The organism is Achromobacter sp. T5-5, assembly GCF_055397965.1.
This window is the reverse complement of sequence record NZ_AP027919.1, coordinates 2,988,833-3,007,845: the sequence shown is the minus strand read 5'-3', so window position 1 is coordinate 3,007,845 and position 19,013 is coordinate 2,988,833. Positions and strand designations below refer to the sequence as shown.

18 protein-coding genes are annotated in these 19,013 nt (G+C 68.4%); 4 read left to right on the top strand and 14 right to left on the bottom strand.

Annotated features, from left to right (window positions below; translation table 11 throughout):
- Nucleotides 1–28: 28 nt before the first annotated feature.
- The gene (locus ACZ50Q_RS13570) at nucleotides 29–2,140 is read left to right on the top strand and encodes a TonB-dependent receptor (RefSeq protein ID WP_092578245.1); all 2,112 of its coding nucleotides are present in this window, start codon (nucleotides 29–31) and stop codon (nucleotides 2,138–2,140) included.
- A gap of 14 nt (nucleotides 2,141–2,154) precedes the next feature.
- Nucleotides 2,155–3,621 carry a PepSY-associated TM helix domain-containing protein gene (locus ACZ50Q_RS13565; RefSeq protein ID WP_464081858.1) on the top strand — a complete coding sequence of 489 codons (1,467 nt, stop codon included), beginning with the start codon at nucleotides 2,155–2,157 and terminating at the stop codon, nucleotides 3,619–3,621.
- A 47-nt stretch (nucleotides 3,622–3,668) separates the two neighbouring features.
- Here the strand turns inward: ACZ50Q_RS13565 and ACZ50Q_RS13560 are convergent, their stop codons facing one another.
- The 5 genes from ACZ50Q_RS13560 to araD form a co-directional block, all read right to left on the bottom strand.
- A complete protein-coding gene (locus ACZ50Q_RS13560; RefSeq protein ID WP_092578249.1) occupies nucleotides 3,669–3,866 on the bottom strand; it encodes a hypothetical protein in 198 nt (65 codons plus the stop codon).
- A 30-nt stretch (nucleotides 3,867–3,896) separates the two neighbouring features.
- Entirely contained in the window at nucleotides 3,897–4,589 is a 693-nt protein-coding gene (locus ACZ50Q_RS13555; RefSeq protein WP_464081857.1) for an HAD-IA family hydrolase, read from the bottom strand.
- A gap of 217 nt (nucleotides 4,590–4,806) precedes the next feature.
- Complete coding sequence (locus ACZ50Q_RS13550) at nucleotides 4,807–5,796, bottom strand: Bug family tripartite tricarboxylate transporter substrate binding protein (RefSeq protein ID WP_464081856.1); 990 nt, start codon at nucleotides 5,794–5,796, stop codon at nucleotides 4,807–4,809.
- A gap of 61 nt (nucleotides 5,797–5,857) precedes the next feature.
- Nucleotides 5,858–6,568, bottom strand: coding sequence for a ribonuclease activity regulator RraA (locus ACZ50Q_RS13545; protein WP_464081855.1), 711 nt, complete (start codon nucleotides 6,566–6,568; stop codon nucleotides 5,858–5,860).
- Between the two features lie 53 nt (nucleotides 6,569–6,621).
- A complete protein-coding gene (gene araD / locus ACZ50Q_RS13540) occupies nucleotides 6,622–8,352 on the bottom strand; it encodes an L-arabinonate dehydratase (protein ID WP_464081854.1) in 1,731 nt (576 codons plus the stop codon).
- 137 nt (nucleotides 8,353–8,489) lie between these two features.
- On the opposite strand from araD, the gene ACZ50Q_RS13535 reads away from it, so the two are divergent.
- A complete protein-coding gene (locus ACZ50Q_RS13535) occupies nucleotides 8,490–9,179 on the top strand; it encodes a GntR family transcriptional regulator (protein WP_464081853.1) in 690 nt (229 codons plus the stop codon).
- 5 nt (nucleotides 9,180–9,184) lie between these two features.
- Here ACZ50Q_RS13535 and ACZ50Q_RS13530 read toward each other — a convergent pair whose 3' ends face one another.
- Complete coding sequence (locus ACZ50Q_RS13530) at nucleotides 9,185–10,603, bottom strand: hypothetical protein (protein WP_464081852.1); 1,419 nt, start codon at nucleotides 10,601–10,603, stop codon at nucleotides 9,185–9,187.
- A 149-nt stretch (nucleotides 10,604–10,752) separates the two neighbouring features.
- On the opposite strand from ACZ50Q_RS13530, the gene ACZ50Q_RS13525 reads away from it, so the two are divergent.
- Entirely contained in the window at nucleotides 10,753–11,211 is a 459-nt protein-coding gene (locus tag ACZ50Q_RS13525) for a surface-adhesin E family protein (RefSeq protein WP_464081851.1), read from the top strand.
- Between the two features lie 30 nt (nucleotides 11,212–11,241).
- Here ACZ50Q_RS13525 and ACZ50Q_RS13520 read toward each other — a convergent pair whose 3' ends face one another.
- From ACZ50Q_RS13520 to ACZ50Q_RS13485, 8 genes are all read right to left on the bottom strand, one after another.
- On the bottom strand, nucleotides 11,242–12,537 hold the full coding sequence (locus tag ACZ50Q_RS13520; protein ID WP_464081850.1) for an O-acetylhomoserine aminocarboxypropyltransferase/cysteine synthase family protein: 1,296 nt from the start codon (nucleotides 12,535–12,537) through the stop codon (nucleotides 11,242–11,244).
- Nucleotides 12,538–12,707: 170 nt separating this feature from the next.
- Nucleotides 12,708–13,154 carry a ubiquinone anaerobic biosynthesis accessory factor UbiT gene (gene ubiT, locus ACZ50Q_RS13515; RefSeq protein WP_464081849.1) on the bottom strand — a complete coding sequence of 149 codons (447 nt, stop codon included), beginning with the start codon at nucleotides 13,152–13,154 and terminating at the stop codon, nucleotides 12,708–12,710.
- Nucleotides 13,151–14,044 (bottom strand): U32 family peptidase, encoded by an 894-nt coding sequence (locus tag ACZ50Q_RS13510; RefSeq protein ID WP_464081848.1) that lies wholly within the window; start codon nucleotides 14,042–14,044, stop codon nucleotides 13,151–13,153. The genes ubiT and ACZ50Q_RS13510 overlap by 4 nt, the downstream gene beginning before the upstream one ends.
- Nucleotides 14,041–15,057, bottom strand: a complete 1,017-nt coding sequence (gene ubiU / locus ACZ50Q_RS13505) for a ubiquinone anaerobic biosynthesis protein UbiU (protein ID WP_092578271.1) — start codon at nucleotides 15,055–15,057, stop codon at nucleotides 14,041–14,043. Before ubiU ends, ACZ50Q_RS13510 begins: the two co-directional genes overlap by 4 nt.
- Before the next feature lie 102 nt (nucleotides 15,058–15,159).
- On the bottom strand, nucleotides 15,160–15,822 hold the full coding sequence (locus ACZ50Q_RS13500; RefSeq protein ID WP_076520644.1) for a response regulator: 663 nt from the start codon (nucleotides 15,820–15,822) through the stop codon (nucleotides 15,160–15,162).
- A 14-nt stretch (nucleotides 15,823–15,836) separates the two neighbouring features.
- A complete protein-coding gene (locus ACZ50Q_RS13495) occupies nucleotides 15,837–17,774 on the bottom strand; it encodes a type IV pili methyl-accepting chemotaxis transducer N-terminal domain-containing protein (RefSeq protein WP_092578272.1) in 1,938 nt (645 codons plus the stop codon).
- Nucleotides 17,775–17,852: 78 nt separating this feature from the next.
- Nucleotides 17,853–18,350: a molybdopterin-guanine dinucleotide biosynthesis protein B gene (gene mobB, locus ACZ50Q_RS13490; RefSeq protein WP_464081847.1), complete on the bottom strand. Its 498-nt coding sequence runs from the start codon at nucleotides 18,348–18,350 to the stop codon at nucleotides 17,853–17,855.
- Nucleotides 18,347–19,012: a carbonic anhydrase gene (locus ACZ50Q_RS13485; RefSeq protein ID WP_092578276.1), complete on the bottom strand. Its 666-nt coding sequence runs from the start codon at nucleotides 19,010–19,012 to the stop codon at nucleotides 18,347–18,349. Before ACZ50Q_RS13485 ends, mobB begins: the two co-directional genes overlap by 4 nt.
- Nucleotide 19,013: the final 1 nt, after the last annotated feature.

Below are 19,013 nucleotides of genomic sequence, written 5' to 3'. Positions count from 1 at the left end.
TCGAAGACACTGAAGAAGAGGGGTCATTTTGGCCATCGTTCGTACGCACGCGTGCCTGGGCACGTCCCTGGTCCTGGCCGCATTCAATGCCGCCGCGCAAACCGCTCCCGCAACACTCGCCCCCATCACCGTGATGGGAGGCGCCGAAACGGCGCTGACCACCGAGGCATCCACCGGCTCCAACCTGGGGCTCACGCCCATGCAGACGCCCGCCAGCGTCGACATCATTTCACGGGACCAGATCACGGCGCGCGGCGACGCCAGCGTGATCGAAGCGATCACCCGCGCCCCCGGCTTCTCGGCCATGCCCCATCCGGGCAACGGCAACAGCGCCCTGTCGGTGCGCGGCTTCACGGACAGCACCTCGGTCATGCGGCTGTACGACGGGCTGCGCCAATATGGTGGCGTCGGCCTGACGTTTCCGTTCGACACGTGGTCGGTGGAGCGCATCGAGGTCCTGCGCGGACCGGCGTCGGTGATCTATGGCGACGGCGCCATCGGCGGCGTCGTCAACGTGATCCCCAAGCGGCCGACGCGCGGGCCCATCCAGAACGAGATCCAGGCCACGATAGGCACGCAGGACACGGCCCGGCTTGGACTGGGCAGCGGCGGCGCGCTGAGCGATACGCTGTCGTATCGCCTGGACGTGAGCGGCAATTACACGGACGGCTGGGTGGACAACGGTCAATCGGGCGACGCCACGTTCTCGGGCGCGCTGCGCTGGGACGCGACGCCGGACCTGAACATGACACTGAGCTACGCGTATGGCTATCAGCGCCCGATGCGGTATTTCGGCACGCCAATGATCAACGGCGAGCAGGACGAGGCGCTGCGCAAGCAGAACTACAACGTCGACGACGGCTTCATGCGGTTCCGGGATCAGTGGACGCAACTGGACACGGTCTGGACGCCGAACGACGCCACCACGGTGCGCACCCGCCTCTACCACGTGCAGAGCGACCGCGACTGGCGCAATGCCGAGCGCTACGTCTACAACCCCGCAACCAGCCTGATCGACCGGTCCGACAACACCCAGATCACGCATGACCAGACGCAGACCGGCCTGACCACCAGCGCCGTGTTCAAGGGCAGGCTGGCCGGCCTGGACAACACGGTGTCGGTGGGCTTTGACGTCAACCACGCCACCTTCAAGCACACCAACAACACCTACACCGGCAGCTCCGGCCCCGTGGACCCCTATGACCCGGATCACGGCAAATACCAGAGCGACGTCCCGTTCATCCCGCGCTACCAGAACAAGGCGGACCAGTTCGCCCTCTTCATGGAGGATCGCCTGGCGTTGACCAGCAAGTGGTCCGTCATCGGCGGCTTGCGGTACGACCATGCGAAGGTCACGCGCGATGACCTGATCACCGATCAACGCGCGCTGTCCCAGACCTATTCCGACGTCGGCTGGCGCATCGGCACGGTGTACGACATTACGCCGGATCTTGCCGTGTACGCGCAGTACGCCGAGGCCGCCGATCCGGTCAGCGGCCTGCTGATGATCAGCCCGGCCAATGCCGAGTTCGACATGTCGCGGGGCAAGCAGATCGAGGTCGGCCTCAAGCAGAATTTCCTGGACAACCGTGGCGAATGGACGCTCGCGGCCTATCAGATCCGCAAGACCAATCTGCTGTCGCGCGATGCCGACGACCCCAGCCTGCGCGTGCAGGTGGGCGAGCAATCGTCGCGGGGCCTGGAAGCGTCGCTGTCGCTGGCGTTCGCGCCCGGCTGGACGATCGAGGCCAATGCCACCATGCTGCGGGCCAAGTACGACGACTTCTCCGAATCGGTCGGCGGCGCCGCCGTGTCGCGCGCGGGCAATGTCCCGCCCAATGTGCCGCAGCGCCTGGCCAACCTGTGGCTGACCTGGAATTTCCAGCCGGGCTGGACCGCCATGGGCGGCCTGCGCTATGTGGGCAAGCGGTACGCCGACAGCGCCAATACGCTGGAACTGCCGTCCTACACGACGACCGATCTGGCGCTGCGCTGGGACGTGAACAAGGACACCGCCATCACGGCCCGGGGCTTTAACGTCTTCGACCGCGCCTACTACACGACCGCCTACTACACCAACACGCAGTGGCTGTACGGGCCCAGCCGCCGCTTCGAGCTGACCCTGAACCATCGCTTCTGAAGGCGGGCCGGACCATGGACCTCAAGGCACGGGCCCGCAGGCTGACCTACCTGGTCCATCGCTGGCTGGGCGTGGCAGGCTGCGTGCTGATGCTTGCGTGGTTTCTAAGCGGCATCGTCATGCTGTACGTCGGCTACCCGAAGCTGACGCCTGCCGAACGCTACGCCCGCCTTCCCGTCCTGGCCGCTGACGCCTACCCGGCGCCGGACGTGGCGGGCCCACGCGTCCTGACGTCGGTGCGCGGCGAGTTCAGCTATGTGGTGTCGACGCCCGACGGGCCGCGCGCCTGGTCCGCGCGCACGGGCCAGCCCCACGGCGCGGTGACGGCGCAGATGGCCGTCGCCGAGGCCGGGCGCTTCTGGCCTGCCGGCGAACCGCGCTATGAGGGCCTGGTCGAGGAAGACCGTTGGACCCATTCGCGCGGCCTGGACCGCCATCGCCCGCTGCACAAGGTCCGCATGGACGGGGAACCGGCCGGCGTCCTGTACGTGTCCTCGGCCACCGGCCAGGTCGTGCTGGACGCGCCGCTGGCGCAGCAGCGCTGGAACTACGCGGGCGCATGGCTGCACTGGCTGTACATGGCGAGGGACCGCTCCGTCGATCCGGTCTGGAGCTGGATGGTGATCGGCCTGTCCGGCCTCTGCACGGTGCTGGCGGCCAGCGGCGCGGTCGTCGGGGTGTGGCGCTGGCGCTTTCGCGGGCGCTACAAATCGGGCGCGCGCACGCCCTACCGCGAGGCCTGGATGCGCTGGCACCACATCGCCGGCCTGCTCTTCAGCGCCTTCGTGTGCACGTGGATCTTCAGCGGGCTGATGTCGATGAATCCGGGCGGGATTTTCTCCGGGTCCGGCCCCGGCCCCGATCGCCCCGCCATGGCGGGCCCGGAACACGACGCCTCCCTCGCCGACCCGCAGCCAGTGCTGCAGGCACTGCGCCGCGCGGGCTTTCTGGCCGTTGAACTGGAGTGGCGCTGGCTGGCGGGTGAACCCTACGTGGTGGCGCGCGACGCCAGCGCCGACAGCCGCATCGTCAGGCAGGGCGCGGCCGGGCTCGCGGTGCAATCGTCCTGGCAACCGGAGCCCGTGCGCAACGCGGCGCGCGCGCTGTTTCCGGACGCGCCGGTCCACGCGCAAGTGCTGGACAGCTACGACGCCTATTACTACGCCCGCCACGCCGAAGCGATGAATGGCGGCGCGCCGCGCGGACTGCCCGTACTACGGCTGGACTTCGACACGGCGGCGGCGGATCGCGTCTATGTGGACCTGCGCACGGGCGAACCGGTCCTCAGCCTCTCACGCGCGCAGCGGGTCGGGCGCTGGCTCTTTTACTTTCTGCACAGCTGGGACCTCCCCGCCCTGCTGGACGCTGGCGTGGGCCGGGACCTGGCGCTCATCCTGCTGAGCCTGGGCGGCCTGGCCCTTTCCGCCACCGGCATCATGCTGGGCGCGCGCCGGCTGGGCTGGGCGCGCGACCGCCGGTAGCTTCCGGCGGCCCGGCGGCCCGCCGGCCGACACGCAGCGCGCCCGGCTCAATCCGAGTGCGGCTGCGGCGGCGTGTCGATGGACGCATCGACCTGCGAGATCGACTCGCCCGGATAGGCGACGCGCGCCGCCGCGGCCGCGTCCTCGCGGGTGGGATAGGCGCCCGGATCCTCCTGGACACCCAGCAGCGCAATGCCCCGAAAGCCCCACTTGCCATCGGCGCGCTGGAAGACTTCGACGATCATGTCATCTCCTCAATGCAAGACGGGCTTCCGTCATGGTGTCCCTGCCAGGCGGGCGCAGGCGGCCGGCAGGTCGTCGAAGTGATGCAGCAGCACGTCTGGCGCCAGCGCCGCGGCGGGGATCTCGCTGTATCCGAAGTCCACCAGGATCAGCGGGGTTCCCGCGCTGCGGGCGGCGCCTGCGTCGGTGTCGGCGTCGCCCACCATGACGGTGCGCGCGAGGTCGCCGCCCACGGCCTGCACCGCCTCGATCAGATGGGCGGGATTGGGCTTGGCCGCAGACACGGCGTCGATGCCGGCCACGCCGTCGAAAAGACCCGCCATGCCAAGCTTGGTCAGCAGGTTGCGCGAGAGGTCCGTGGGTTTGTTGGTGCAGACGACCAAGGCCGCGCCCGCGGTCCGAAGGGTCTTGAGCGCATCGATGACGCCGGGGAACGGTCGCGTTTCGTCCGCGATATGGTCGCTGTAATAGGCAATGAAGCCGCCGAACAGCGCAGCCGTGCGCGCGGCGGGCTCCGGTTCGCCGGCGCTTTCCAGGCCAAGCTGTAACAGCCAGCGCGCCCCCCGGCTGACGTAGGACCGGCCCCGTTCATAAGCCAAGGGCTGATAGCCGTGCGCAATCAGCACGGCGTTGACCGCTCCGATGAGATCGGGGGCCGATTCGACCAACGTCCCGTCCAGATCGAACGCGATGGTGGCCCCTGCGAGGGCGGCGAGATCGTTCACGATAGGTGACTCCACGGCGAGCCTGACTGCCGGACAGGACGCCGGGCCAGATCCCGATAAGCCTCAGCTTACTGCCGCGCGGCCTCGCCCACACGACCCGCGTGCAGGCGCCGTCAGTCACCGTGCAGCGCAATGCCGCCCCGGGCGCCGGATGATCCAGGCGCCGAAGGCCGCTGCGTGAACCACAACGCGCCCCCGGCCTACGCCCGATACTGCCCTACTCCACCGACGCGCCCGACTTCTTCACGACCTCGGCCCACCGCGGGATTTCCGTGGCCATCAGGTCGCGCAGTTGGTCCGGCGTGCTGCCGACCAGCTCCATGCCCATGGTCTTGCCCAGCTTTTCCTGGACGTCGGGTTCTTTCAGGATCAGGGCGATTTCGGCGGCCAGCTTGTCCAGGATGGGCTTGGGCGTGCCCTTGGGCGCGTAGACCGCCTGCCATGACGCCATCTGGAAGCCAGGCACGCCGGCCTCCTGCATGGTCGGCACGTCCGGCGCGAGCGCGATGCGGTCCTTGGTGGTCACGGCCAGCAGCTTGAGCTTGCCGGTCTGCAGCAGCGGCAAGGCCGCCGTCATCTGGTCGAACATGAACGTCACCGCGCCCGACGACACATCCACCATGGCCGGCGGCGTTCCCTTGTAGGGCACGTGGGTGAGCGGCACGCCGATCATGCCGGAAAACAGTTCGCCGGCCAGGTGCGTGGAGGTGCCCGCGCCGGAGGACGCGAAGGTGCGCTTGGAGGGGTCGCGCTTGAGCAGCGCAATCAGGTCGGCCACCGAATTCACGCCCAGGTTGGGATCAACCAGCAGCACGTTGGGCAGGAAGGCGATCAGGGACACCGGTTCGAAGTCCTTGACCGGGTCGTACTTCAGGTTCTTGTACAGGCTGGCGTTGATGGCGTGCGTGCTGATCGTGCCGCCGAACAGCGTGTAGCCGTCGGGCGCGGCCTTGGCCACGTAGGTGGCGCCGATGCCGCCGGCGGCGCCGGGCTTGTTCTCGACGATGACGTTCTGGTGAAGGCGGTCGCCCAGCTTCTGGGCCAGCACCCGGCCCACCACGTCGGTCGAGCCGCCCACGGTGAACGGCACCACATAGGAAATCGGCTTTTGCGCCGGCCAATCGGCGGCACTGGCGGGCATGGCCAGGGTGCCGAGGACGGCGCCGGCCAGCAGCGCGGCCAGCGCGCCGCGTCGTTGCATGTTCATGGTTGTCTCCTGCCTATCTTTATCGGTATGGGTGGGGTGCCGGCTGCGCCGGCGGCAAGGCTCAGCGGCCCTGTTCTTTGCGCCAGGCGGCGAACTTGTCCTTGGTGCCGGGATCGGTCGGGGGGTACAGCCCCAGGATGGACGCACCCGCCTGCACCTGGCTGGTGACGAAGTCCTCGAAGACGGTCATCTCGACCGCTTCGATCGCTATCTCGTCGGCCAGGTGGGCCGGAATGACCACCACGCCCTCGCGGTCGCCCACGACGATGTCGCCGGGCCACACGGCCACGTCGCCGCAGCCGATGGGCACGTTGATGTCCAGCGCCTGGTGCAGCGTCAGGTTGGTGGGCGCGGACGGACGCTGGTGGTAGGCGGGAAAGCCCATCTCGGCGATCTCGGGCGAATCGCGAAAGCCCCCGTCCGTGACCACGCCGGCCACCCCTCGCTTCATCAGGCGGGTGACCAGGATGGAGCCGGCGGACGCGGCGCGCGCGTCCTTGCGGCTGTCCATGACGAAGACCGCCCCTTCGGGGCAGGTTTCTACGGCGGCGCGCTGCGGATGCGCGCGGTCTTCGAACACCTTGATGGTGTTCAGGTCTTCGCGCGCGGGGATGTAGCGCAGCGTGAAGGCCGGGCCGACCATGTTGGGCAGATTGGCGTTGAGCGGCCGCACGTCCTGGATGAACTGGTTGCGCAGGCCGCGCTTGAACAGGGCCGTGCACAGCGTGGCGGTGCTGACGCCGGACAGCCGGGCGCGGGTTTCGGGATTCATGGGGGACACGATGGCTCCGGGTAGGTAGACGGAATTGCGGAAAAAGTCCGGGTTCAGAAAATGGCGGGCTCGGGCACGGGCGCGCCGAATTCCGTTTCCAGGAAGTCGAAGTCGCAGCCGTCGTTGGCCTGCAGGATGTGCCGGGAATACATCCAGCCGTAGCCGCGCTCGTAGCGCCGCGGCGGCGGTGTCCAGGCGGCGCGGCGCGCGGCCAGTTCCTCGTCGCTGACGTTCAGGTTGATGGTGCGCGCGGGCACGTCCACGGTGATCGTGTCGCCCGTCTTGACCAGCGCCAGGGGCCCGCCCACGTGGCTTTCGGGCGCGACGTGCAGGATGCAGGCGCCGTAGCTGGTGCCGCTCATGCGCGCATCCGACAGGCGCAGCATGTCGCGCACGCCCTGTTTGACCAGCTTGGTCGGGATGGGCAGCATGCCCCATTCCGGCATGCCGGGGCCGCCTTGCGGGCCGGCGTTGCGCAGGATCATGATGTGGTCGGCGGTGACGTCCAGGTTTTCGTCCTCGACGGCGGCTTTCATGCTGGGGTAGTCGTCAAACACCAGCGCCGGGCCGGTATGGCGCAGGTACTGCGGGGCGCAGGCGCTGGGCTTGATGACGCAGCCGTCGGGCGCGATGTTGCCGCGCAGCACGGCCAGCGCGCCCTCGTCGTAGATCGCTTCGTCCAGCTTGCGGATCACGTCGTCGTTGTAGACCTCGGCGCCGGCGATGTTCTCGCCCAGCGTCTTGCCCGTGACCGTCATGGCCGACAGGTCCAGGTGGCCGTGCAGGCGCGACATCAGCGCGGGCAGGCCGCCCGCGTAGTAGAAGTCTTCCATCAGGTAGGTGTCGCCGCTGGGCCGGATGTTGGCGATGACGGGCACCTTGCGGCTGGCGGCGTCGAAGTCGTCCAGGCCCACCGCGCAGCCCGCGCGGCGCGACATGGCGACCAGGTGGATGATGGCGTTGGTGGAACAGCCCATCGCCATGGCGACGTTGATGGCGTTCTTGAACGACGCGGGGCTCAGGATGCGCTGCGGCGTCAGGTCGTCCCAGACCATGTCCACCACGCGGCGGCCGCATTCTGCCGACATGCGCATGTGGTTGACGTCGGCGGCGGGAATCGACGAGGCGCCCGGCAGCGTCATGCCGATGGCCTCGGCGATGGCCGTCATGGTGCTGGCGGTGCCCATGGTCATGCAGGTGCCGTAGCTGCGGGCGATGCCGCCCTCCACCTCGGTCCATTGTTCCTGCGTGATCTTGCCGGCGCGGCGTTCGTCCCAGAGTTTCCAGGCGTCCGATCCGGACCCCAGCACCTTGCCCTTCCAGTTGCCGCGCAGCATGGGGCCGGCGGGCACGTAGACACAGGGCAGGCCCGCGCTGATCGCCCCCATGATGAGGCCCGGCGTGGTCTTGTCGCAGCCGCCCATCAGCACCGCGCCGTCCACCGGGTGGCTGCGCAGCAGCTCTTCGGTTTCCATGGCCAGAAAGTTGCGATACAGCATGGTGGTCGGCTTGACGAAGGATTCCGACACCGAGATCGCGGGCAGTTCCACTGGGAAGCCGCCGGCCTGGAACACGCCACGCTTCACGTCCTCGACGCGCTGCTTGAAATGGCTGTGGCAGGGATTCAGGTCGGACCAGGTATTGATGATGGCGATGACCGGGCGCCCGGCCCAATCGTCGGGGCCATAGCCCATTTGCATCATGCGGGAACGGTGGCCGAAGGAGCGCAGGTCGTCCTTGGCCATCCAGGCGGCGCTGCGCAGGCTTTCGTAGGGTCGTTTCATCGGGATAGGAGGGAAAGGCGTTGTGACGGTCAGGGCATTTAAACACTAATACATTAGTGCGTCAGCTAGGTGGAAACCCGCTACACTGCCGTTTTCGTCACCGCCCTTCCCTACGCGGAATCTCGATACCGTATCCGATGCAAAGCCAGAAGCTCAGACTGGACCGCTCCCGCCACGCGGCGCCCCAGGTTTTCGAACACCTGCGGCGCCAGATCATTTCATTGGAGCTCGCGCCCGGCGCGCCGCTGTCCCGCGTCACGCTCGCCGACAGCTATGGCCTGAGCCAGACGCCCATCCGCGACGCGCTGATGCGGCTGGCCGAGGAAGCCCTGGTCGATATCTATCCCCAACACACCACCGTCGTCAGCCGCATCGACATCGCCGCCGCCCGCCAGGCGCACTTCCTGCGTCGCTCGCTCGAACTGGAAATCGTGCACCTGCTGGCGCAGCGGACCGACCCGCTCCTGCTCCAGCGCCTGCAGGCCAGCATCGACCTGCAGCGCGCCAGCCACGCCAGCGGCCAATACCAGCAGTTCATCAATGCCGACCAGGCGTTTCACCGCGACATGCACGAGGCCGCCGGCGTCGCCAGCCTGTGGGACATGGCGCAGCGCTATAGCGGCCACCTGGACCGGCTGCGCCGCCTGCATCTGCCCGAAGCCGGCAAGGCCGAACGCATCCTGGACGACCACCAGCGGCTGGTGGACGCCATCGCGGCGCAAGACCCCGCGCGGGCGCAGCAGGTGCTGCGCGAGCACTTGTCCGGCACGCTCAGCCAGGTCAACGAAATCTGCAAGCGTTATCCGGAATACGTGGTAGCGGGATAGCGGTCTCAGTCCAGCGGATAGCGCTGGATCACGGTCTTGCCGCCGCGCTCGGCCAGCGTCAGGAGGGCGTCGCCCGTCTGGTCCAGGCCCAGCAGCCCGCGCTCCTGTTCGTAGGACAGTTGGAACGGCCGCCAGGACCTGCCTTTGTCGCGGCTGTAGAAGTAGGTTTTGGTGTATTCGTTGTCGGGGAACAGGTGATCGGCATAGGTCTTGATGACCCACGCATTGCGGCCGAACCACGCCTGCCCGATCCAGGACCGGGCCCCGCGCACGTCGGGCGACGTCGATCGCTTTACCCATGACAACCCGGCCTTGTCCAACTGGTAGATGGCCCCGCCCTCCGTCTCGAACACCGGCTCGTCGCGTGTCAGGAGCGCCTGGGCCGCCTGCTCGGGCACCCGGGGCACGTCCGGCGTGATGCGGAACGCGGGCGAGGCGTCTTCCTGGAACTGCACCTCGAAACGCCGCGTCTCGATCAACTCGGGCGCTTCCTGGCCCTCGGGCCTCACGCGCGTGCGCCAGCTCCAGCCCACCGCGCGACGGTCGTCCAGCGGGTACAGCGACCAGCCATACCCTAGCTGGCCTTCGCCGTAGGCTTCGCGGTCCCGCTCCGCCGACGCCGCGAACTTGCGCTCGAAGGCGGCCGAATCGGGCCAGACCTGTTCCTTGAGCTGCGTCGCCGACCAGCGCCGCGCGCCGTCGCAGCTGTAGAGCAGCCGCACGCCGGTCTCGTGGTGTTCCAGCGCGATGACCAGGCGGTCCGTCAAAAAGGTGGTGTGCTGTTGGGGGACGCCCAGCGTCACCTCGGGATCGTAAGTCCAGGTCGTGCCCAGATCGTCCGAGCGCAGCGCGTCCCACGCGGCGGGCTGGTCGCCTTCGCCCGGGCTGCGCAGGGTGCCGGCGACGAGAAATAGCGGCTGGCCGCCCGGCGCGCCGATGAGCGTGACGCCGGTATCGCCGCTGATGGAACCCAGCAGGTCGAATACGCCGGTGCCCCGGCCCCCATAGATGAGATTGCGCGCGTCGGTGGTGGACCGGCCGGTCTGCAGCATGGCCAGGGCCAGGTCGCCAGTCCCGTGCGCCAGGGTGGTGATGGCGCCGGCCTGCGCCAGCCGCACGCGCTGCTGCTGCAGGCGTTCTTTCAGGGACGGAACCTGTGTGTCCAGGACCGGGGCCTGCGCCAGCCCGTCGATGTCCCGGGCGGTGACCAGGAGCTGGCCGGTGAGGAGCTGGCGTTCTCCGTAGCGATGAATGGCCACCCGGGAATACGAGGCCAGCGCCGGTCCGTTGAGTTCGCCCACGATCTCGCTACGCGGCAGGGGCTCGCCCATCGGGATGATCTGGTAGATCCCCCAGGCCAGCACTCCGGCGGCGGCGATCGCAAGGCCTGCGGCCAGCAGTCTGATGGTCTTGGATCCCGGCATTCTGGGCATATACGCCAGCCCCCCGCCGCCAGCCATTTATCGAACGGACGGAACTATAGCGCGTTGCGTCCGGTTCTCTATACTGGCGTAACGCATGCTCACGTCTTGCCGGACGCGCGCCCCTGCCCCGACGCCACGGAAACCGTCCCATGACCGCAAGGCCTCCCGCCGCCCTCCTCGCCCTGGCCCTGTTTGTCGCCGCTCACGGCAGCCCCGGCGCGCACGCCGCCGCCAACGATCCCAACTGGGTCCCGGTGGACCCGAAGGCGATGCCGGGGGTGTTCTACGACACCCACTCGATCCGGGCCGTGTCGGACAACCCGACCGTGATGGCCGTGACCGTGGCCTGGTTCTACGCCCAGCCGCGGATCTCCGAAGCCAACGGCCAGCCTTACGGCTCGGTCACCCAGCCGGTCACGCTGAACTGCGCCGCCAACACCTACACGGTCACCCAGGTCCTGCACCACGCCGGCAATGACGCCACCGGCGCGATCGTGGAATCGATACCGGTGGCGGGCATCCGTAACGCGCCGGTCACGCGCGACCCGGTCCAGCGGCGCCTGCGCGACCTTATCTGCGTTGAAAATGGCAAAAGCGCCCGCAAGTAGCGGACGCCTTGCCGGCCGCCGGCGCGGCGATCACACCTGTTCCAGCGCCTGCTCCAGGTCGGCGATCAGGTCGTCGATATGCTCGATGCCGATGGACAGACGCACGGTTTCCTCGCGCACGCCGGCCTTTTGCAGTTCTTCGGGGTTGAGCTGGCGGTGCGTGGTGGATGCCGGATGCGTCGCCAGGGACTTGGAATCGCCAATGTTGACCAGGCGCGTGAAGAGCTGCAGCGCATCCTGGAAGCGCGCGCCGGCCTCGCGGCCGCCCTTCACCCCGAACGTGAACAGGCCGGGGACCTTGCCGCCCAGGTACTTGCGGGCGAGCGCGTGGTCCGGATGGTCCGGCAGGCCCGCGTAGTTCACCCATTCCACCTTCGGATGCTCTTTCAGGTACCCGGCGATCTTGACCGCGTTCTCGACGATGCGGTCCACGCGCAGGGCGAGGGTCTCGATGCCCTGCAGGATCTGGAAGGAATTGAACGGCGAAATGGCCGCACCGGTATTGCGCAGCGGCACCACGCGGGCGCGGCCGATGTAGGCGGCCGGGCCGAAGGCTTCTGTGTAGACCGCGCCGTGATAGCTGACGTCGGGCTCGTTCAGCCGCTTGAACCGCGCCTTGTGCTCGGCCCACGGGAACTTGCCCGAGTCGATGATGGCGCCGCCCAGGCTGGTGCCGTGGCCGCCCAGGTACTTGGTCAGGGACTGCACCACGATGTCGGCGCCGTGTTCGATGGGGCGCAGCAGGTACGGCGAGGGCACGGTGTTGTCGACGATGAGCGGCAGGCCGTGGCGATGGGCCAGCTCGGCCAGCGCGGCGATGTCGGTGATGTTGCCCAGCGGATTGCCGACCGACTCCGCGAAGATGGCCTTGGTGCGGTCGTCGATCTGCGCCTCGAACGCGGCCAGGTCCGAGGGGTCGGCAAAGCGCGTGGTGATGCCGTACTGCGGCAGCGTGTGGGCGAACAGGTTGTAGGTGCCGCCGTACAGCGTGCTGGACGAAACGATGTTGTCGCCGGCCTCGGCGATGGTCATGATGGCGTAGGTGACGGCCGACTGGCCCGACGCCAGCGCCAGCGCGGCGATCCCGCCTTCCAGGGCCGCCACGCGCTGCTCCAGCACGTCGGTGGTGGGATTCATGATGCGGGTGTAGATGTTGCCCGCGACCTTCAGGTCGAAGAGGTCCGCGCCGTGCTGCGTGTCGTCGAACGCGTAGGCCACCGTCTGGTAGATCGGCACCGCTACCGCGCGCGTGGTCGGATCGGGGCGGTAGCCGCCGTGGACGGCCACGGTTTCCAGGCGCCAGTTGGGCTTCTTCGCTTCAGTCATGAGTCTCTCCGGGTAATGCGTTTTTCAAGGGTTCAGATCAGGCGGCAAACGCGCGCGCGGCGCGCGGGATGCCTTCTATGTCTGCCTGGTTGTCATTGGGCCCGTTGGACGGGCGCACGTAACCATACCCCACGATGCGCGCCGCGGCACTAGCCGGCGATCCCGGACCATCACCCCCCCACCCCGCCGCTCAGGCGCTGCAACCACGCGGGCCGGGGCGCCGCGTCCAGCCAGTTCTTCACGATCAGGCCCAGCTCCGTATCGCCCGCGATGCGCAGGCGGCGCTGGAAGAACAAGGTGTCGGCGTCGGTCTGCGCGCGCATCAGCGCCAAAAAGTCGGCCAGCTTCGCGCCCAGTTCCAGGTCGGCGGCCGCCTCGGCCGCGCCGCGGCTCCAGAGCGGCCGGAAAGCCCCGTCCCGCACGATGAAGCGGCTGCGCAGGCCCAGGTCTTCGACCGTGATGGCAAAGCTGCGCCCGTCCAGTTCGGCGGGCGGCTCCAGCCACTTGAGGCGGCGCGCCAGTTCCAGCCCGGCGGCGAAATGCAGCGAGACGAAGGGCCCCGGCACGCGCCGGCCCAGCTTGGCCAGCAGCGGCGGCAGATTCAGGGCGGCGCTCATGCGGCAACCTCCTGCAGCGCGATCCCGGCCTGCCCGTAGTAATAGCCGTTGCAGCGGCCGATGCCGGCCGGCGGCGACACGGCGTCCGGCTTGCCGCCTCGGCGCGTGGCGTCCAGCGCGGCGATCGCTTCCAGCGTGCCGGCCGATTGGGGGCTGACGCGCAGCACCTCGATGCCCATCCCCGCCAGTTCCGCGGCTTCGGCCAACAGGTCCAGGCAGGCGGCCGACTGCACCTGGATGCCGTTGATGCCCAGGAATTCGCGCGATTCGCGCGTGCGCATGTCCAGCCCGTCGGGATGCTCGATGCAGCGAAACCCGCAGTCGTCCTTCTTGAGCCGGAAGTGGCGCGCCGTAAAGCAGCGCGCCGAAAACGCCAGCGCCATCCTGCCCCAGACCATGACTTCGGCCTGCATGCCGGCCGGCCGCTCTTGCAGCAAGCGGGCCAGCGTGGGGCCGTCCATTTCGAGCGGCGCGACAAAGCGCACCGCGCCGCGGTTGGCCAGCCAGGCCAGCGTGCCGCCGTGATAGGCGTTCAGGTGCGGCCCCGCCACGAAACCGCGCCCGCTCAGATGGCGCACCGCGCCCAGTTCGCCGGCTTCCACCATGAAGTCCGGCTGCTCGCACAGCTTCTTGAGGGCGCTGGCCTCGGCCCCGGTTTCGATCAGGGTGCGGCCCGACAGCACGACGGTCTTGCCCTCGGCGCGCAGGTCCCGGGCAAGCCCCAGCCAATCGTCGGCGCGCAGTTCGTGGCGCCGGCTGCAGACGGTTTCGCCCACGTACACGATGTCGGCGGGGCTGTCGGCCACGGCGGCGTAGAAGTCCATGGTGCGCTGGCGCGGCCAGTAGTAGAGCAAGGGACCGACTGAAATCTGGAATGGGAGCAGGTTCATTTCCATGGCCTTTCGAATGCGCCTTGAGTGACTTGGGAGCCCTCGGCATGGCGCGCCAGCATGGCGTTCCATTCGGGGCGCGGCGAGTAGCGCGCGGCGTTCGCGTGCACGCTGTCCAGCGCGGCGCGCAAGGTGGACACCACCTGCGTGACGTAGGCCGGGCTGCGCTGGCGGCCTTCGATCTTGATGGCGGACACGCCCATCTCGGCCAGGCGCGGCAACAGGCCGATGGCGTTCAGGCTGGTGGGCTCTTCCAGCGCGTGGTCGGCGTGCCCGTCCACGTCGAACCGCCCCTTGCACAGCGTGGGATAGGCGGCGGGTTCGCCGGGTTCGTAGCGGTCGATGAGAATGCCCGACAGGCGCGCATCCATGCGGCCGTCCTCTTCCACCCAGCGCACCGCGTGCGCGGGCGAACAGACGCCCTTGTTGTTGGGGGAATCGCCCGTGGCGTACGAGGACAGCAGGCAGCGGCCTTCGGCCATGACGCACAGGCTCCCAAAGCCGAAGACCTCGACCTCGACGCTGACGTTGGCGCAGATGCGAGCCACCTCCGCCAGCGTCAGCACGCGCGGCAGCACCACGCGGCGGATGCCGAACTGTTCCTTCATCAGTTCGATGGCGTCGGCGTGGGTGGCTGAGCCCTGCACGGACAGATGCAGGCGCAGGTCGGGGTAGCGGTCGCTGGCGTACGCGAGCAGACCCGGGTCGGCCATGATGACGGCGTCGGCGCCCAGGTCGTGCGCGGCATCCACCGCCGCCCGCCATTCGGCCATGCGGCCCGCCTGCACGAAGGTGTTGATGGCGAACAGCACCTGCCGGTTGCGGCGATGGGCGAGTTCGACGCCTGCGCGGATGTCTGCTTCGGTGAAATTGAGCCCGGCGAAATTGCGGGCATTGGTGGCGTTCTTGAGCCCGAGATAGACGGTGTCGGCGCCCGCCTCTATCGCTGCCTTCAGCGCGGCCAGGCTGCCCGCCGGGGCCACGAGCTCCATGGGAGTGGTTCGAGTTTGCATGACGGCCAGTCTATGGGCCGCCCGTGCGCCGGGCCTTGTCGAAAATCAAACGGCGCGGCGCCTTCGGGTGTCTGACACCGAAGTGCTCGCAATCGCGGGCGCCTATTCTTCCGTATACAGGCCGCGCTCCACCGCATACACGGCCACCTGCACGCGGCTGGTCAGATTGAGCTTTTTCAGCACGTTCTGCACATGGATCTTGACCGTGCTTTCGCTGACGTCCAGTTCGCGCGCGATGACCTTGTTGCTGGCGCCGCGCGCCAGCCATTGCACGATCTGCGTCTCGCGCGCGGTGAGGCGGTGGCGTTCGGCGGACCCGGGCGGCGGCGGCGTCTGGCTGGCCTGGCCGCGGAACTGCTCGACCAGCTTGGCGGTCATGCTGTCGGCGATCACGGCTTCGCCGTTGGCGGCGCGGCGGATCGCCGACACCAGCGCGTCGGCGTCGATGTTCTTGACGAGGTAGCCGCGGGCGCCATCGCGCAGCGCCTGGCCGAGTTCGTCGGCCTCTTCGGAGACCGTCAGGATGATGACTGCGCACCCGGGCAGGTCCTGCGTCAGGAGCTGCAGCGTTTCCAGCCCCGACAGCCCGGGCAGGTTCAGGTCCAGCAGCACCACGTCGGGCTTGAGCTCCTGGGCGCGCTTCAGGCCCTCCACCCCGTCCCCCGCCTCGGCCACGACTTCGAAGTCGGGCTGGCGCTGCAACAGCAGGCGGACCCCGGAACGGAACAGGGTGTGGTCGTCGATGAGCAGGATGCGGATGGTCATGATGGACAGGAAGGTCAGGCAGCCTGGCGTTCAGCGCCAGGCAGGGTGAGCGCCACGCGCGTGCCGGCGCCGGGCTGCGATTCGAGTTTTATCACGGCGCGCATGCGCGCGGCGCGCTCGCGCATGATGTGCATGCCCACGTGGGATTCGCCGCGTTCGGCGACGTCGGCCGGGTCGTAGCCCTGCCCGTCGTCGGCGATCTGCAGGGTGAAATCGCGGCCGTTCTCGACAGAAATGCGCACGCGGCTGGCTTCGGAATGCTTGCGTACGTTGGACAGGGCCTCCTGCAGGATGAACAGCACCTGGAGCTGCTGCTCGGGCTGCAGCGGCGCGCCCTCGCCCTGGCTGAAGGTGAGCTCGGTCTCGATGGCTGTCTGGCGCCGGAAGCGGGCGACGGTGTCCTCGATGGCGGCCTGCAGATCGCCCTGCGACAGCTTGCTGCGGAAATTGGTCAGCAGTTCGCGCACGTCCTGGTAGCTTTCGTCCACGCCGGTGCGCAGGAGCGGCAGGATCTCGCTGACCTCTTCGTCGTCGCCGCGCTTGATGGCGGCGTCCAGCATCTGCAGTTGCAGGTTCAGGAAGTTCAGCCCCTGGGCCAGGCTGTCGTGCAGGCCTTGCGCGACCAGTCCGCGCTCCTGCACGACGGCAAGCTGGCGGGCCTGCGCGCTCAGGCGCCGGTTGTCCAGCGCCACGCCAAGGTGCTGGCCCAGCGTTTCCAGCAATTGCGACTCCGACGCCATCAGGCGGCGCTGCTGGCGGAAATGCAGCGAATACGAGCCCAATACCTCGTCGCGGGTCACGATGCGGAACACGGCCACGCTGGAGAAGCCCTCGCGCTGGCAGTTCAGGTCCAGCTCCTGCGGCGACTGGCGGAAGTCCTGAATGACGATGACCCCCGCCTGGCGCGTCGCCACGCCGCAGTAGCAGTCGTCCACTTTCATGCAGTGCTCGGCCTGCACCAGTTCGTCGGACAGGCCGACCGACACCACCAGGTTGAGCTTTTCGTTGTTGGGGTCCAGCGCGCGGATGCTGCCGGCGTCCGCGTCGAATTGCAGCATGACGCGGCGCAGAAAGCCGTCGCACATGGCTTCGATCTCATTGGGCTGGTTCAGGAACGCCGCCATGTCGTACAGCGCGCCGATATCGCGGTTCTGCGCCGCCAGCTGCGCGGTCTTTTGCTCCACCCGCTGCTCCAGGCTGGTGTACAGGTCCTGCAGTTCGTCGGCCATGCGGTTGTAGCCGCGCGCCAGCACGCCGAACTCGTCCTGGCTTTCCACCGGCAGCCGGGTGCTGAACTCGCGGTCGGCCATGCGCTGCAGGCCGTCGCGCAGGCGCAGCACGGGAGAGATGATCCACAGGTAAAGCAGGTAGATCATCGCCAGCGTCCCGGCGCTGGCGATCGCCGCCAGCACGCCCTGCGACAGGCGCAGCGACGTGGTCTTGCCGGCGTTGTCCTGTTCGATCATGCGCACCAGCGTGTCGGCCCGGGCCACGAACTCGGGCAGCGTCTCCAGGTACGCCGAGGCGTCCGGCTGGGCGATGGCCCGCAGCGCCGCCGGCTTCATGATGTCGCGCCAGTAGGCCGCCACGTCCTGCCACTGGGCGCGGATGGCGGGGTCGTTGGGGATGAAGAGCGGACGCGCGGGGTTGCCGCGCGCCAGGCGCGCGATGGTCTCGTCCAGCACGGCGATCTGTTCGGCGGTCCGCACGTCGCGGCCGGCTTGCGGGCGCATCAGTTCCACCGCCACGCGGTTCGCGCGCATGCGCAGGCTGCCGGTGTCGTTGATGGCCGCGCCCGCGCCTTCGAGCTGCCACGACAGCCAGAGCGTCCAGCTCACCATGGCAAGCACCACCACCAGCGCCAGCAGCGAACTGGCCACGATGCGCGTGGAAAGGCGGTGCCGGGGCGACGGAAGCGCGTCGGAACGGGCGGCGGTATCGGCGGGCGTCATGGTGGTCGGTGCGAAGAGCGCAATTCGGGCATCAGTGTAGTCCCTTCCCGCTGGCATTCAGACACCATGTTCGCGCGATCATCCCAGCCCGAGGGCGCGGCAGAGAAAGTCCGCGACCCGGGCGGGTTCGTTCAGTGGCAGGCAGGGCAAGGCGATGCCTTGCGGCGCGTCCGTCACGACCGCGAGAAATCCGGGGTCCTCGGTGTGCAGCGGCGGCTTGCCCAGCGCGGGCCGGTAGACCTCGATGCGCGGAATGGACGCCTGCTTGAAGCCTTCGACCAGCACCAGGTCGGCGGGCGACAGGCGCGCCAGTTGCGCGTCCAGCGTGGGTTCGGGCGCGTCGCGCAGCTCATGCACGATGGCGTAGCGGTACGGCGAGGCGATCATGACCTCTTGCGCGCCCGCCGTGCGAAAGCGCGCGCTGTCCTTGCCGGGCGGCTCCATCTGGAAATCGTGATGGCTGTGCTTGATGACGTTCACGCGCAGGCCGCGCGCGCCCAGCAACGGCAGCATGGCTTCGATCAGGGTGGTCTTGCCGCTGCCGGAGCGGCCGGCGATGCCGAATACAGGGGTCATGGGAGGGCAGGTTCCGTCAGCAGAGGGCAAACGATGGGCAGAAACGTATCCGCACGCGGGGAGTATGCCAGCAAAGCGCCGGCCACCAGGTCGAAATACCAGCCGTGCAGCGTCAGGCTGCCGCCGTCCACGGCCCGCCGGACAAAGGGCAGGTCTTCAAGGTTGCGCAGCGAGATCAGGATGGACGCCTGCTCGCAGGCGCGGCGGCGCTCTGCCTGGGAGGCGTGCGGCATCTGCCGCAGCACCTGTTCCCGCGCCGGTTCGGCGATGTCCATCCAGCGCCCGAGATAATCGGTTTCGCCATCGCGGCGGATGCCCCGCTCCATCAGCGCACGGATGCCGCCGCACTGCGCATGCCCAAGCACGATGATGCGGCTGACCTGCAGTTGCTCGACCGCGAACTGAATGGCCGCCAGCACGCCCTGCAGGCCGCGGTCCTTGCTGGACGGGGGCACCAGGTTGGCCACGTTGCGCACGGTGAAGATGTCGCCGGGGTCGCACCCCAGCAGCATGGCCGGGTCCACCCGGGAATCGCAGCAGCCGATCAGGAGCGTGCTGGGATGCTGGCCGTCGCGCAGGTTGCGGTACAGCGATGGCGCGTCTTCGTAATACTGCTGCTGGAAGCGCTGGAAGCCGCCGACCAGCCGTTCGAGGTCTTGCATG